The 14,120-nt window shown below is 68.4% G+C and carries 12 protein-coding genes and 1 pseudogene; 6 read left to right on the plus strand and 7 right to left on the minus strand.

Annotated elements, in window-relative coordinates:
* Positions 1-59: 59 nt before the first annotated feature.
* Positions 60-740 carry an alpha/beta hydrolase gene (locus ACRQ5B_RS14720; RefSeq protein ID WP_432395106.1) on the minus strand — a complete coding sequence of 227 codons (681 nt, stop codon included), beginning with the start codon at positions 738-740 and terminating at the stop codon, positions 60-62.
* On the minus strand, positions 741-1,382 hold the full coding sequence (locus ACRQ5B_RS14725) for an NADPH-dependent F420 reductase (protein WP_432395108.1): 642 nt from the start codon (positions 1,380-1,382) through the stop codon (positions 741-743).
* Positions 1,383-1,561: 179 nt separating this feature from the next.
* On the opposite strand from ACRQ5B_RS14725, the pseudogene ACRQ5B_RS14730 reads away from it, so the two are divergent.
* The 3 genes and pseudogenes from ACRQ5B_RS14730 to ACRQ5B_RS14740 all read left to right on the plus strand — a co-directional run bounded on the left by ACRQ5B_RS14730 (position 1,562) and on the right by ACRQ5B_RS14740 (position 5,988).
* Positions 1,562-4,107 (plus strand): annotated as a pseudogene (locus tag ACRQ5B_RS14730) (DEAD/DEAH box helicase).
* A 20-nt stretch (positions 4,108-4,127) separates the two neighbouring features.
* On the plus strand, positions 4,128-4,625 hold the full coding sequence (locus ACRQ5B_RS14735; RefSeq protein ID WP_432395111.1) for a GNAT family N-acetyltransferase: 498 nt from the start codon (positions 4,128-4,130) through the stop codon (positions 4,623-4,625).
* Positions 4,626-4,722: 97 nt separating this feature from the next.
* A complete protein-coding gene (locus ACRQ5B_RS14740; protein ID WP_432398776.1) occupies positions 4,723-5,988 on the plus strand; it encodes an alpha/beta fold hydrolase in 1,266 nt (421 codons plus the stop codon).
* 123 nt (positions 5,989-6,111) lie between these two features.
* On the opposite strand, the gene ACRQ5B_RS14745 is transcribed toward ACRQ5B_RS14740, so the two are convergent.
* The 4 genes from ACRQ5B_RS14745 to coaE all read right to left on the minus strand — a co-directional run bounded on the left by ACRQ5B_RS14745 (position 6,112) and on the right by coaE (position 10,680).
* Positions 6,112-7,140, minus strand: coding sequence for a TerC family protein (locus ACRQ5B_RS14745; RefSeq protein WP_432395114.1), 1,029 nt, complete (start codon positions 7,138-7,140; stop codon positions 6,112-6,114).
* Positions 7,141-7,314: 174 nt separating this feature from the next.
* Entirely contained in the window at positions 7,315-9,399 is a 2,085-nt protein-coding gene (gene uvrB, locus ACRQ5B_RS14750) for an excinuclease ABC subunit UvrB (RefSeq protein ID WP_432395116.1), read from the minus strand.
* Between the two features lie 40 nt (positions 9,400-9,439).
* Positions 9,440-9,943: a GrpB family protein gene (locus tag ACRQ5B_RS14755; protein ID WP_432395119.1), complete on the minus strand. Its 504-nt coding sequence runs from the start codon at positions 9,941-9,943 to the stop codon at positions 9,440-9,442.
* 11 nt (positions 9,944-9,954) lie between these two features.
* On the minus strand, positions 9,955-10,680 hold the full coding sequence (gene coaE, locus ACRQ5B_RS14760) for a dephospho-CoA kinase (protein ID WP_432395122.1): 726 nt from the start codon (positions 10,678-10,680) through the stop codon (positions 9,955-9,957).
* A 22-nt stretch (positions 10,681-10,702) separates the two neighbouring features.
* Here coaE and ACRQ5B_RS14765 point away from each other — a divergent pair, with 22 nt between their 5' ends.
* The 3 genes from ACRQ5B_RS14765 (at position 10,703) to ACRQ5B_RS14775 (ending at position 12,490) form a co-directional block, all read left to right on the plus strand.
* Positions 10,703-11,401, plus strand: a complete 699-nt coding sequence (locus ACRQ5B_RS14765) for an IMPACT family protein (RefSeq protein WP_432395125.1) — start codon at positions 10,703-10,705, stop codon at positions 11,399-11,401.
* Complete coding sequence (locus ACRQ5B_RS14770; RefSeq protein WP_432395128.1) at positions 11,385-11,933, plus strand: GNAT family N-acetyltransferase; 549 nt, start codon at positions 11,385-11,387, stop codon at positions 11,931-11,933. The genes ACRQ5B_RS14765 and ACRQ5B_RS14770 overlap by 17 nt, the downstream gene beginning before the upstream one ends.
* Before the next feature lie 125 nt (positions 11,934-12,058).
* A complete protein-coding gene (locus ACRQ5B_RS14775; RefSeq protein ID WP_432395130.1) occupies positions 12,059-12,490 on the plus strand; it encodes a DUF1810 domain-containing protein in 432 nt (143 codons plus the stop codon).
* An 83-nt stretch (positions 12,491-12,573) separates the two neighbouring features.
* Here ACRQ5B_RS14775 and rpsA read toward each other — a convergent pair whose 3' ends face one another.
* Positions 12,574-14,055: a 30S ribosomal protein S1 gene (gene rpsA, locus ACRQ5B_RS14780; RefSeq protein WP_432395133.1), complete on the minus strand. Its 1,482-nt coding sequence runs from the start codon at positions 14,053-14,055 to the stop codon at positions 12,574-12,576.
* Positions 14,056-14,120: the final 65 nt, after the last annotated feature.

Below are 14,120 nucleotides of genomic sequence, written 5' to 3' on the forward strand. Positions count from 1 at the left end.
CCGCCTCGCAGTTCTTTCACCGCGGTATTCTTTCACCGCCGTGTTCTTTCAGGGGAAGCCTAAGCCCGGGCGGGGGCCTCCGGGGCGTCACGGTCCGCTGTCCGCGCGGCGCCCGCCGCGAGTTCATCGATCCAGGAGCCCAGCTCCGTCAGGGTCCGGGCCGAGATGCCGTGGCCGCCCGGGTCCCGCCGGGAGCGGGTGGCCGCGGATGATTCGCCCAGCAGGTACTGCCAGGTGCGGTCGAGCAGTTCGGCGGGGATCACCCGGTCCTGTTCGCCCTGGGCGACGAAGACGGGTGTCCCGTCGAGCAGGCCCGGGGTCACGGGGACTCCGGCGTCGAAGGGCAGCGTCCCGTAGAGGATGGCCGCGCCGGCATAGCGGCCCGGGTCGGAGAGCAACAGCCCGCCGGCGAAGGCGGCGCCGCCGCTGAAGCCCACCAGCACCACGGGGCGGCCGGCCGGGGCGGCGCCGTCCAGCCATGTCCGGAACCAGGCCATGGTGCCGGCCAGAGATTCGGCCACAGGACGCCCGATGCCGCGGTTGGCGAACCAGGCGTAGCCGCCACCCTCGGTAATGGGGGCCCGGACGGCGGCATAGGCGGCCCCCTCGGGCAGCGCTCCGGACAGGCCCAGGATGTCGCGTTCGTTCGATCCCCGGCCGTGCAGCAGGACCACCAGGGGCGCCGCCGGGTCGGCTGACCCGGCGGTTGCCACCACCGGCGCCGGATAGGTCTCCGTCATTTACTTCGTCACCTTCAGGCCGGTGTCCCAGGTGAAGTCGGGGAATGCGGGGCTGGCCTGCATGGTCATGAGGACGAACTGGAAGCCTTCGAGTTCGCGGGCGCGCTTGAGCGGGCCGACGGCGAGGGGCCGCATGCCTGCGTCGCTGACGAAGCGGGCGACGGCGGCGGTGGCCGCCTCGTCGTCGCCGGCGATGAAGACGTCCAGGGGCTGCCCGGCCGACTGGCCGGTCATGAGGGTTCCGGCGAAGGTGGTGTTGAAGGCCTTGACGACGGGCGCACCGGCGGGGGCCAGTGCGGCAATTTCCTCGGCCGCGGAGCTGCCCGGGGCGACCACGAGGGAGTCGAAGGTCTCGAAGTTGACGGGGTTCGTGATGTCCACGATGACCTTGCCGGCCAGGGCGGCGCCATGGGTCTCCACCACGGCCTTGGCGGCGTCGAACGGAACCGCGAGGACGACAAGGCCGCCGGCCGGGGTGCTGCCGATGCTGCCGTGGCCAACGCCGGCCCCGAGTTCGGCGGCCAGCGTCCGCGCCTTGTCCGCGTCCTGGCCAAGGATTTCGACGGTGCGGCCGGCGGCGAGGGCGCGGGTGGCAATGCCACGGGCCATGGAGCCGTTGCCGATGATGGTGATGTCAGTCATGGGGTTCTTCTTTCCAAAGAGGCGTGCCAGGAGGTTTTTCATGGGGTTCTGTTCTGCCGGGGTCGAATCTATAAGTTGAAGCTACAACTAAACCTACTCCGCCTCAGTTGAATCTTCAAGTGTTTGCTGTGCCGGGTGCGGAATCCTGCCTGACGGCCGCGGCACTAAGCTGGAAGGCAATGAAACTCGTAGATCAACTCCCCGCCCCGGCCGCCCGCGTTTCAGGCGGCGCGGGTGTGGACCCGGACGAGCTGTACTCCCGCTTCGTCGAGTGGACGGAGAGCCGCGGAATCGCCCTCTACCCCGCCCAGGACGAGGCCGTCATGGAGCTGGCGTCCGGGGCCAACGTCATCCTCGCCACCCCCACCGGTTCGGGTAAATCGCTGGTAGCGATTGCCGCCCACTACCAGGCGATGGCGCGCGGACAGCGCAGCTACTACACCGCCCCGATCAAGGCCCTGGTCTCCGAGAAGTTCTTCGCGCTCTGCGAGATCTTCGGCGCCGAGAACGTCGGCATGATTACCGGCGACTCCGGCGTCAACCAGGACGCCCCGATCATCTGCTGCACGGCAGAAATCCTGGCCAACATCGCCCTCCGGGAGGGCTCCGCCGCCGACCTCGGCTCCGTGATCATGGACGAGTTCCACTTCTATTCGGACCCCCAGCGCGGCTGGGCGTGGCAGGTGCCGCTGCTGGAACTGCCGCAGGCCCAGTTCCTGCTGATGTCCGCGACCCTCGGCGACGTCAGCCGCTTCGAAACCGGCATCACCGACCTGACCGGCCGCCCCGCCACCACGGTCAGCTCCGCGGAGCGGCCCATCCCGCTGCACTTCTACTACCAGCAGACCCCGGTGCACGAGACCCTGGAGGAGTTGCTCTCCACGAAGCAGGTCCCGGTGTACGTGGTGCACTTCAGCCAGCTGGAGGCGATCGACCGGGCCCAGACGCTGATGAGCATCAACGTCTGCACCCGGGAGGAGAAGGACCGGATCGCCGAACTCATCGCCGGCTTCCGGTTCGCGCCCGGGTTCGGCAAGACCCTGAACCGGCTGGTCCGGCACGGCATCGGCGTCCACCACGCGGGCATGCTGCCCAAATACCGCCGCCTGGTGGAGCAGTTGGCGCAGGCGGGGCTGCTGAAGGTCATCTGCGGTACGGACACCCTGGGCGTGGGCATCAACGTGCCCATCCGCACCGTGCTGCTCACCGCCCTGAGCAAGTACGACGGCGTCCGCACCCGCCTGCTGAACTCCCGCGAATTCCATCAGATCGCCGGACGCGCAGGCCGCGCAGGCTACGACACCGCGGGCACCGTGGTGGTCCAGGCGCCCGAGCACGTGATCGAGAACGTCAAGGCGATGGCCAAGGCCACGGCCAAGTTCGGCGACGACCAGAAGAAGCTCCGCCAGGTGGTCAAGAAGAAGCCGCCCGAGGGCTTCGTGTCCTGGGGTGAGCCGACCTTCCAGCGGCTGGTCGAGTCCGTGCCGGATCCCCTGGTCTCCAGTTTCACCGTCACGCACGCGATGCTGATGAACCTGATGGAACGCCCCGGCGATCCCTTCCAGGCCGCCCGCCGGCTGCTGACCGAGAACCACGAAACGAGGGCGGCGCAGCTGAAGCTGATGAAGCGCGCTCTCGGCATCTACCGCGAGCTCCTGGCGGCGGGCGTCGTCGAGCGTATCCCGGCCGCCGAGCAGGGCCCGGACGGCCGGTCGGTCCGGCTGACCGTGCACCTGCAGGCCAACTTCGCCCTGAACCAGCCGCTCTCCCCTTCGCCCTGGCGGCGCTGGACCTGCTGGACCCGGAGTCGCCGTCGTACGCCCTGGACGTCGTCTCGGTGATCGAGTCGACGCTGGAGAAGCCGCGGCAGATCCTCTCCGCGCAGCAGAAGAAGGCCCGCGGCGAGGCCGTCGCCGCGATGAAGGCGGACGGGATCGACTACGACCAGCGGATGGCCATGCTGGAGGAGGTCACCTACCCGCAGCCCCTGGCCGAAATCCTCGGCGAGGCGTTCAACGTCTACCGCAAGGCCGCGCCCTGGATCGGCGACTTCGAACTCGCACCCAAGTCCGTCATCCGCGACATGTACGAACGGGCCATGAACTTCGGCGAGTTCGTCCAGTTCTACGGCCTGGCCCGCTCCGAGGGGATCGTCCTGCGCTACTTGGCCGACGGCTTCAAGGCGCTCCGCCAGACCGTCCCGCAGGACGCCCTGCGGGAAGACCTCGAGGACCTGATCGCCTGGCTCGGCGAGCTGGTCCGGCAGGTCGACTCCAGCCTGCTGGACGAATGGGAGGAACTCACCTCCGGCGCCGCGCCCACCCCGCACGACGCTCCCCCACCCCCGCCGCCATCGCTGACATCCAACGTCCGGGCGTTCCGGGTGATGGTGCGGAACGAGATGTTCCGCCGCGTCGAGCTGTTCGCGGACGAGGCCGCCACCGACCTCGGGGAGCTCGACGGCGCCGCCGGCTGGGACGCCGAGCGCTGGGAGGACGCCCTGGACGACTACTTCGACGAACACAAGGACATCGGCACCGGCCCGGACGCGCGCGGACCCGGACTGCTGATCATCACGGAGGAGCCGGGCCGCTGGAAGGTCCGGCAGATCTTCGATGATCCGGAGGGCAACCATGACTGGGGCATCTCCGCCGAGGTGGACCTCGCCGCCTCCGACGAGGCCGGCAGCGCGGTGGTGCGCGTGACCGACGTTAATCGTCTGTAGCCGCTAGTAAACTGCAGTCCATGACTGTAATCCGGCCCGCGGCCGCCTCCGACGTCCCCGCCATCCTGCAGATGATCCACGACCTGGCCATCTACGAAAAGGAGCCGGACGCGGTCCGGAACACCCCGGACATGCTGGCCGGAGTGCTGTTCGGGGAGAACCCGCGGGTCTTCGCCACCATGGCCGAGAGCGATGCGGGCGAGGTGCAGGGATTCGCCCTGTGGTTCCTGAACTACTCCACCTGGGAGGGCGTCCACGGGATCTACCTCGAGGACCTGTACGTCAAGCCGGAAGCCCGCGGCGCCGGGCACGGCAAGGCCCTCCTGCAGTACCTGGCCGCCACCGCCGTCGAACGCGGCTACGCCCGGGTGGAGTGGAGCGTCCTGGACTGGAACGAACCCTCCATCGCGTTCTACCGGAACCTCGGTGCGGCGCCGATGGACGAATGGTCCACCTTCCGGCTCACCGGCGACGCCCTGGCAGCGTTCGGTTCCCGCGCGGAGGCGGCCCGTGGCTGACACCGTGGCCCCGGCGCCCGCCGCTCACGCCCCGCTGCCCGTCCTCGAGTCCGGCTCCGTCCCGCACGTGGTCAAGGTCCGGCACAACTACCGGGGGATGCGCACCACCGAACACTACTTCGAGGTCCCCCTGGACCACGCGGATCCCGCGGGCGAGACCATCACGGTCTTCGCCCGGGAGTACGTCTCCGCCGACCACACCGAAGAGCAGGCGCAGGATCTTCCCTGGCTGCTCTTCCTGCAGGGCGGCCCCGGCGGCCGCGGCAACCGGTTCCCGTCCCTGGGCGGCTGGAGCAAGGCCGCGGCCAAGGACTTCCGGATCCTCATGCTGGACCAGCGCGGCACCGGCCTGTCCTCCCCCGCGGACCGGCACACCCTGCCGCTGCGGGGCAGCGAGCGGGACCAGGCCGAGTACCTCACCCACTTCCGCGCCGACTCGATCGTGGCCGACGCCGAGGCCATCCGGCGGACCCTCGGCGCGGCACCGTGGACCATCTACGGGCAAAGCTACGGCGGCTTCTGCGCCCTGACCTACCTCTCCTTCGCCCCCGAGGGGCTCCGCGAGGTGCTGATCACCGGCGGCCTCGCTCCCCTCACCGGCCCCGCGAACCGGGTCTACCAGGCCACGTTCCGCCGGGTCGCGGCCCGCAACGCCGAATACTTCGGCTGGTACCCGGAGGACCGGGAGACGGTGAACCGGATCGCCCGGCACCTGCGGGAGACGCCGGAGGTGTTGCCGGACGGCAGCCCGTTGACGGTGGAGCGGTTCCAGATGGTGGGTTCCTTCCTGGGCGGCAACACCCGCGTGGACGGCCTCCACCACCTGCTGGAGGACGCCTTCACCGCCACTCCCGACGGCGACCGGCTCTCCGACACCTTCCTGGAGCAGGTCCGCGGCCTGGTCACCCGTGCCGCCAACCCGCTCTACGCGCTAATGCACGAATCCATCTACGGCCAGGGCGAGGCGACGGACTGGGCGGCGCTGCGGGTGCTGCAGGACCACCCGGAGTTCCGCCCGGACGTGCCGGCCCCGTTGCTCACCGGCGAGATGGTCTACCCCTGGTACTTCGAGCAGGACCCGGCGCTGGAGCCGCTGCGCGCCGTCGCCGCCCTGCTGGCGGAGAGGGACGACTGGGCGCCGCTCTACGACCTGGACCGCCTGGCCGCCACCACGGTGCCGGTCGCGGCCGCCGTCTACACCGACGACATCTACGTGGACCGGGACCTGTCGCTGGAAACCGCCCGCGCGGTGCGCGGGCTGCAGGTCTGGGAGACGGACGAGTTCCACCACGACGGCATTGCCGACGACGGCGAGGCGATCTTCGGCCGCCTGCTGGGGATGGCGCGGACCCACACGGCCTGACACCGCCTCAGACCGCACAGCACAGCCAGTCTGGGACAACAATGCCCGGGGAAGCGTTCGCTTCCCCGGGCATTGTTGCCTGCGCGACCGGCGCTGACCGGTACTAGCCGGTACTAGCCGGTGCTACTCGGCGTCGGTGAGGCTCTTGCGGGAGTCTTCCTCTAGCCGGGCGTCGAGCTTGGCCGTGGTGGCCTTGGAGCTGTAGAGGCTGGCGACGACGGCAACGATGATCGTGCCGACGATGACGCCGAGGGAGACGAAGGTGGGGATCTCCGGGGCCCACTCGATATGCCGGCCGCCGTTGATGAAAGGCAGCTCGTTGACGTGCATGGCGTGCAGGACGAGCTTGACGCCGATGAAGGCCAGGATCACCGAGAGCGCGTGCTTGAGGTAGACCAGCCGTGTCATCAGGCCGCCCAGCAGGAAGTACAACTGGCGCAGGCCCATCAGGGCGAACAGGTTCGCGGTGAAGACGATGAACGCGCTCTGCGTCAGGCCGAAGATCGCAGGGATGGAGTCAACCGCGAACAGCAGGTCAGTCAGGCCGATGGTGACGAAGACGATCACCATGGGGGTGAAGACCTTCTTGCCGTCCACCACGGTGCGGATCTTGCCGCCGTCGAACTTCTCGGACATCGGCAGGACGCGGCGGATCCTTGCGATCAGCGGGTTCTCCCGGTCCTCTTCGTCCTCGCCCTCGTCCTGGGCCTGCTTCCAGGCGGTCCAGAGCAGGAACGCGCCGAAGATGTAGAACACCCAGCTGAACTGCTCGATCACGATCGCGCCGAGCATGATGAAGATGCCGCGCAGGATCAGGGCGATGATGATGCCCACCATCAGGACTTCCTGCTGGTATTTCCGGGGCACCGAGAAGCGCGCCATGATGATGATGAAGACGAAGAGGTTGTCGATGCTCAGGCTGTACTCGGTGACCCAGCCGGCGATGAATTGGCCGCCGTACTCGGGGCCGGTGAAGAGGAACATGGCGCCGGCGAACAGCAGCGCCAGGCCAATGTAGAACGAGACCCAGAGGCCGGCTTCCTTCATCGACGGCTCGTGCGGTCGCTTGAGGACCAGCAGCAGGTCGATGGCAAGGATCAGGCCGAGGACGGCGAAGGAGCCGATCTCAAACCAGAGGGGAAGTTCAGGCACGTAGAAACCTTTCGGAGGCACGACTCAACGGTGTAAGTCTCTCCGGCCCCACAGCGGCCAGGAACGGATTCCTGGATCTGGTGTGGTGCCCGCTACGTCCGGCATGGCGTCCGTGCCATGCGTGCTGACGATCGTAGCGCTTTGGGATACTCCCCTACGTGCCTCCAGTTTACCTCAGGCGTGACCTGCCGACTGCATCTGCCGGAGCTCCTTCTTGAGGTCGCCGACCTCGTCGCGCAGCCGGGCGGCGAGCTCGAACTGCAGCTCGCCGGCGGCGGCATGCATCTGCTCGGTGAGCTGTTCGATCAGGCCCACCAGGTCCTCCGCGGGCGCCGCGGCAAGACCATCGGCGCGGACCTTCGCTCCGCCCTTGCCGTTCTTGCCCTTGCCCTTGCCGGCGCTGGCGAGCAGTTCGCGGGTGTCCGCGTCCTCCTTGGCCAGCTGGTCCGTGATGTCGGCGATCTTTTTCCGCAGCGGCTGCGGGTCGATGCCGTGGTCCTTGTTGTAGGCGACCTGGATGGCGCGGCGGCGGTTCGTCTCGTCGATGGCCTGCGCCATCGAGTCGGTGATCTTGTCCGCGTACATGTGCACCTCGCCGGAGACGTTACGCGCGGCGCGGCCGATGGTCTGGATCAGCGAGGTGGCTGAGCGGAGGAAGCCTTCCTTGTCCGCGTCCAGGATGCTGACCAGGGACACCTCGGGCAGGTCGAGGCCCTCACGGAGCAGGTTGATGCCGACGAGGACGTCGAACACGCCCATCCGCAGCTCGCGCAGCAGCTCCACGCGGCGCAGCGTGTCGACGTCGGAGTGCAGGTACTCCACCTTGACGCCGTGGCCCACGAGGTAGTCGGTGAGGTCCTCGGCCATGCGCTTGGTCAACGTGGTGACCAGGACGCGCTCGTTCTTGGCCGTGCGGGTCTTGATCTCGCCGAGGAGGTCGTCGATCTGGCCCTTGGTGGGCTTCACGATCACCTCGGGGTCGATGAGGCCGGTGGGGCGGATGATCTGCTGGACGAAGCCGTCCGCCTTGCCGAGTTCGTACTTGCCCGGCGTGGCGGAGAGGTACACGGTCTGGCCGACGCGTTCGAGGAACTCGTCCCACTTCAGCGGCCGGTTGTCCATGGCGGAGGGCAGCCGGAAGCCGAAGTCCACCAGGTTCCGCTTGCGGGACATGTCGCCCTCGTACATGGCGCCGATCTGCGGCACCGTGACATGGGATTCGTCGATGACCAGCAGGAAGTCGTCCGGGAAGTAGTCGAGGAGGCAGTGCGGGGCGGTGCCCGGTTCACGACCGTCGATGTGGGCGGAGTAGTTCTCGATGCCGTTGCAGAATCCCATCTGTTGCATCATTTCGAGGTCGTAGGTGGTGCGCATCCGCAGCCGCTGAGCCTCGACGAGTTTGTTCTGGCTCTCCAGGACCTTGAGCCGGTCGGCGAGTTCGTCCTCGATCCGCTTGATGGCGCGGCCCATCCGCTCCGGCCCGGCGACGTAGTGCGAGGCGGGGAAGACGTACATCTCCTCCTCGTCGCGGAGCACCTCGCCGGTGAGCGGGTGCAGGGTCTGGATGTTCTCGATCTCGTCGCCGAAGAACTCGATCCGGATGGCCAGTTCCTCGTACATCGGGATGATCTCGACGGTGTCGCCGCGGACCCGGAAGGTGCCGCGGTGGAAGTCCATGTCGTTGCGGGCGTACTGCATGGAGACGAACTTCCGCAGCAGGTCATCGCGGTTCATCTCGGCGCCCCGGCGGAGCGTGACCATCCCGGAGATGTATTCTTCCGGCGTGCCGAGGCCGTAGATGCAGGAGACGGTGGCGACCACGATGACGTCGCGCCGGGTCAGGAGCGCGTTGGTGGCCGAGTGCCGGAGCCGTTCGACCTCCTCGTTGACGGAGGAGTCCTTTTCGATGAAGGTGTCCGTCTGGGCGACGTAGGCCTCGGGCTGGTAGTAGTCGTAGTACGAGACGAAGTACTCCACTGCGTTGTTGGGCAGTAGTTCGCGGAACTCGTTGGCCAGCTGGGCGGCGAGGGTCTTGTTCTGGACCAGCACCAGGGTGGGCCGCTGGACCTGCTCGATCAGCCAGGCCGTCGTCGCGCTCTTACCGGTACCGGTGGCGCCCAGGAGCACCACGTCCTTCTCGCCGTTGTTGATCCGTTCGGTGAGTTCGGCGATCGCCGCGGGCTGGTCACCGGCGGGCTTAAACTCGCTGATGACTTCGAAGGGCGCCACGACACGGTTGATTTCCTGGGCAAGGCTCATGAATCTAATTTACCGCCGGGCACCGACAGGAACAGCGGATTCAGCTTTGGGCGGTACTACCGCCCCCGGGAAGGCCGTACGACGGCGGCTGCCAGCCGGTGCGGGCCGCCCACCCCTCCATCCGGGGAACGGCGTAGGCGGTCAGCCAGTTCTCCTTGTCCGCGGCGTACCCGGCGGTCGACCGGTCCACCTCGTGCAGGCGCGCGGCGCGGCGCTTCTCGGCGAGGTAGGCCGCGCGGGCGCCGTCGTCGTCGCGCAGCCAGTCGCGGAAGCACAGCGCGAACCGCCAGCCCGGGGAGCCGGCGGCCCGCAGGTGCAGGTTCACGGCCCGGCCGGGGTCGGCGTTGCCGTGCAGCCGCTTGTCCCACTGGGCGGGGTCCGCGTCCGCGGGTTTGGGGTGGTCGGCGAGGACGCCCGGCCAGACCGGGAAGCCCGCACCGGTCAGGGCGGCTGCCAGCCGGTCGGCGGCGGCCATGTCCGCGACGCCCAGCTGCAGGTCCAGCACGTCCTTGGCAGCGAGGCCGGGCACCGCGGTGGACCCCACGTGGTCCAGCGTCAGGGTCTCCTCCCTGCCGCCACCCGGAGCCGGGCGATGATCCGGGCGGCCTGCGCCGGCCAGTCCGGGTTGGCCGGGGTCAGCGCGGGACCCCCGGTGCGGGCCGCCACACGGCGCCGGGTGAGGTTTTCCGCGTAGGGGGTGAGGCGGAACTTCCAGAGCCGATCCACGGCGTCGCGGAGCTCGTCCTTGGAGCCTGCGTTCTCGAGCACGACGTCGGCGGCGGCCAGGCGTTCCTCACGGCCGGCTTGGGCTGCGATCCGGCTGAGGGCCTGTTCCTCGGTCATCTTCCGGTGCTCCACCATCCGCCGGACCCGGAGCGGTTCGGGAGCGTCGACCACCACCACCAGATGGAAGTGGGCGCCCTGCCCGGTCTCCACCAGCAGCGGGATGTCCTGGACCAGGACCGCGCCGGCGGGGGCCGCGGCGGTGAGGGCCGCCGCCCGTTCCCGCACCAGCGGGTGGATGATGCCGTTGAGCACGGCGAGCCGCTCCGGATCACCGAACACGAGGGCGCCGAGGCGCGGCCGGTCCAGCCGCCCGTCGGGTCCCAGCACCGCGGAGCTAAACGCCTCCACCACCTTCGCGAGCCCCGGCGTGCCCGGCTCCACCACTTCCCGGGCCAGCGCGTCGGCGTCGACCAGGACGGCGCCGAGCTCGCGCAGCCGTGAGGCCACCACTGACTTTCCCGAGGCGATCCCGCCGGTCAAACCGATCTTCAGCACACCTCAAGACTAAACTGAACGGGTGCCTGACGACGCCGAATTCCAGGAGAGCCGGGCCACCGCCTACACCGTCCCCGCCGGTCCGGAGTTCCGGCACGAGCTGGAGATCAAGCGCTCGCGCTTCATCACGGTGATCGCCCGCACCCCCGGCGAGGACCAGGCCCGTGCCGTGGTCGCCGGGCTGCGGCGGGAATTCCACGACGCGCGGCACCACTGCTCGGCGTTCGTGCTGGGCCCGGACCGGGACGTCCAGCGCTCCAGCGACGACGGCGAGCCGTCCGGCACCGCCGGAATCCCGATGCTGGAGGCGGTCCTGAAACGCGAAACGGTCCCCGGCGCCGCGGACCTCAGCGACGTCACTGCCGTCGTGGTCCGCTACTTCGGCGGTATCCTGCTGGGCGCCGGCGGCCTGGTCCGCGCCTACTCCGAATCGGTGTCCGCCGCCCTGGACCTGGCGCCAATGGTGCGCCGGCAACGGCTCAGGATCTGCTCTGTCGCCGCACCGCACGCCACCGCCGGCCGGCTGGAGAACGACCTCCGCGCCGCCGGGTTCGTGATGACGGAGGCCTCCTACGAGCAACAGGCCACCGTCTTGCGGATGGCCTTGCCGGACGACCCCGCCGGTTTGGCCCACGCCGCCGAGCGGGTGGCCGCCCTCACCGCCGGCGGAGCCTCCCTGCAGCCGGGCGGGACGGAGTGGGTCGATGTCCCGCTCTCCTGACGCCGCAGAGCCGATCGACGTGGCACCCATCGACGTCGCACTTCTCGACGTTACGGAGGCCGTGCTGGAGCGGCTGCTGGCCGTCGCACGGGCCGATGCGGACCCCGACGAGGTGACGCCGCCGCTCGGAGGGCCCCCGGGCTGGAACGCGGACCGCGTCCGGTGGTTCCTCGCCTATCACCGGGCGGCGGCGGCCGGGCTGGAGGGCCCGGCCCGGGAGAAGACATGGGCGGTGACGGCCGGTGGTACGCCCGCCGGGGCCGTCCGGCTGAAGGCTGTGTCGGCCCCGGGGACTGCCGGGAGCTCCCTGGTGCTTGAAACCGGAATCTGGCTGCGCCGGAGCCTGCGCGGCCGGGGCATCGGCCGGGAGGCCTTGAGGCTGGTGACGCTCCAGGCGGCGGCCGCCGGGGCCGCTGTCCTGACGGCGGACACCGACACCGCCAACGCCGCGGCCCGGTCCCTGCTGGCGGCCCTGGGTTCGACCCTCGCCGCCGACGGCACACGGGTCACGGCCCGGATCCCGCTCCCCTAGGATCTCAACCCAACAAACTGGCAGCTGAGGCCGTTATGAGCATTGATAACGGCCTCAGCTGCGAGTCAGTTGGGTGTGCCACGATGGGAGGAGACCATTCCAACGCGTGAGACGGGAGCAACGGCATGAGTGGGAACTATGACCTGGAGCGGTTCGTGACGGCACAGGACTCCGGCGGGACCTACCGGCAGGCGCTGGCCGAACTGGACGCCGGGGCCAAGCGCAGCCACTGGATGTGGTTTGTCTTCCCGCAGGTCGCCGGCCTGGGCATGAGCGCGACGTCGCAGCGGTATGCCGTCGCGTCGCTGGATGAGGCCCGAGCCTATCTGGCGCATCCGGTGCTCGGACCCCGGCTGCTGGAGTGTGCCCGCGCCGTGATCGGAGTGGATGGCCGCAGCGCCGGGCAGATCTTCGGCGGCATCGACGCCCGCAAGCTGCAGTCCTCGGCGACGCTGTTCCTCCGCGCGGACCCCGGGCAGCCGGAATTCCAGGAACTGCTCGACCGGTATTTCGACGGCACGGCGGACGAGGCCACGGACCGGATCCTCGCCGGCTGAAGACGCAGGTTAGAACCACCAAGGGCCCCTGCATAGTGCAGGGGCCCTTGGTGTGTGGCCCGGGGAACCCGGGCCGCTGGCAATTAGTTGCCGGTCAGCTTCTCACGCAGGGCGGCGAGAGCCTCGTCGGAAGCGAGCGTGCCGCCACCGGTGTTGGACTCGGACGCAGCCGGCTCCGAGGAGTAGCTGGTGGTGCCGGAGTCGCTGTCACCGGACGTCGCAGCAGCGGCGTCGTCGGCAGCGTGCTGGGCAACCTGCTTCTTGTGGGCTTCCCAACGGGTCTGGGCGTCAGCGTACTGCTGCTCCCAGGCGGCGCGCTGGGTCTCGTAGCCCTCGAGCCACTCGTTGGACTCCGGGTCGAAGCCCTCCGGGTACTTGTAGTTGCCCTCTTCGTCGTACTCTGCGGCCATGCCGTACAGAGCCGGATCGAATTCGGTGCTGTCGGCGTCGACGCCCTCGTTGGCCTGCTTGAGGGACAGCGAGATGCGGCGGCGCTCGAGGTCGATGTCGATGACCTTGACGAAGAGCTCGTCACCAACGGAGACGACCTGCTCGGCCAGCTCAACGTGGCGCACGGCGAGCTCGGAGATGTGGACCAGGCCTTCGATGCCGTCTTCGACGCGAACGAACGCACCGAACGGAACCAGCTTGGTGACCTTACCCGGAACAACCTGGCCGAGGGCGTGGGTGCGGGCGAAGGTCTGCCACGGATCTTCCTGCGTAGCCTTGAGCGACAGGGAGACGCGCTCGCGGTCCAGGTCAACCTCGAGAACCTCGACGGTGACTTCCTGGCCAACTTCGACAACCTCGGACGGGTGGTCGATGTGCTTCCAGGACAGCTCGGAAACGTGAACCAGGCCGTCGACGCCGCCCAGGTCCACGAAGGCACCGAAGTTGACGATCGAGGAAACGACGCCGGGACGGACCTGGCCCTTTTCCAGCTTGTTGAGGAACGTGGATCGGACCTCGGACTGGGTCTGCTCGAGCCATGCACGGCGGGACAGCACAACGTTGTTGCGGTTCTTGTCCAGCTCGATGATCTTGGCTTCGATCTGCTGACCGATGTACGGAGCGAGGTCGCGCACACGGCGCATCTCGACGAGGGATGCGGGCAGGAAGCCACGCAGACCGATGTCGAGGATAAGACCACCCTTGACAACTTCGATGACGGTACCGGTGACGACGCCGTCTTCTTCCTTGACCTTCTCGATGTCGCCCCAGGCACGCTCGTACTGAGCACGCTTCTTGGAGAGGATCAGACGGCCTTCTTTGTCTTCCTTGGTGAGCACCAGGGCTTCGACCTGATCGCCAACGGAGACAACGTCTCCCAGGTCAACGTCGTGCTTGATGGACAGCTCGCGGGAGGGAATGACACCTTCGGTCTTGTAACCGATGTCGAGCAGGACTTCGTCGCGGTCGACCTTGACGACGGTGCCTTCAACGAGGTCTCCGTCGTTGAAGTACTTGATTGTCGCGTCGACAGCTGCGAGGAAATCCTCAGCGGACCCGATGTCGTTGATCGCGACGACAGGGGTACCGGACTTCTCGGTAGAGGTGATGGTCATGTAGTAGGGGCTCCGTTGTGGATAGTGAGTCGGTCAGGCAGACCGTCCAGCCCGCATCGGCGACA

The organism is Pseudarthrobacter sp. L19 (genome assembly GCF_050859435.1).
In the GTDB taxonomy this organism is placed as follows: domain Bacteria; phylum Actinomycetota; class Actinomycetes; order Actinomycetales; family Micrococcaceae; genus Arthrobacter.

Bases quoted from the DNA above. Each gene is read 5' to 3' on its own strand.
- ACRQ5B_RS14720 (WP_432395106.1), bottom strand. From the start codon at position 740: ATGACGGAGACCTATCCGGCGCCGGTGGTGGCAACCGCCGGGTCAGCC.
- ACRQ5B_RS14725 (WP_432395108.1), bottom strand. From the start codon at position 1,382: ATGACTGACATCACCATCATCGGCAACGGCTCCATGGCCCGTGGCATT.
- ACRQ5B_RS14735 (WP_432395111.1), top strand. From the start codon at position 4,128: ATGACTGTAATCCGGCCCGCGGCCGCCTCCGACGTCCCCGCCATCCTG.
- ACRQ5B_RS14740 (WP_432398776.1), top strand. From the start codon at position 4,723: ATGCGCACCACCGAACACTACTTCGAGGTCCCCCTGGACCACGCGGAT.
- uvrB (WP_432395116.1), bottom strand. From the start codon at position 9,399: ATGAGCCTTGCCCAGGAAATCAACCGTGTCGTGGCGCCCTTCGAAGTC.
- ACRQ5B_RS14770 (WP_432395128.1), top strand. From the start codon at position 11,385: ATGTCCCGCTCTCCTGACGCCGCAGAGCCGATCGACGTGGCACCCATC.
- ACRQ5B_RS14775 (WP_432395130.1), top strand. From the start codon at position 12,059: ATGAGTGGGAACTATGACCTGGAGCGGTTCGTGACGGCACAGGACTCC.
- rpsA (WP_432395133.1), bottom strand. From the start codon at position 14,055: ATGACCATCACCTCTACCGAGAAGTCCGGTACCCCTGTCGTCGCGATC.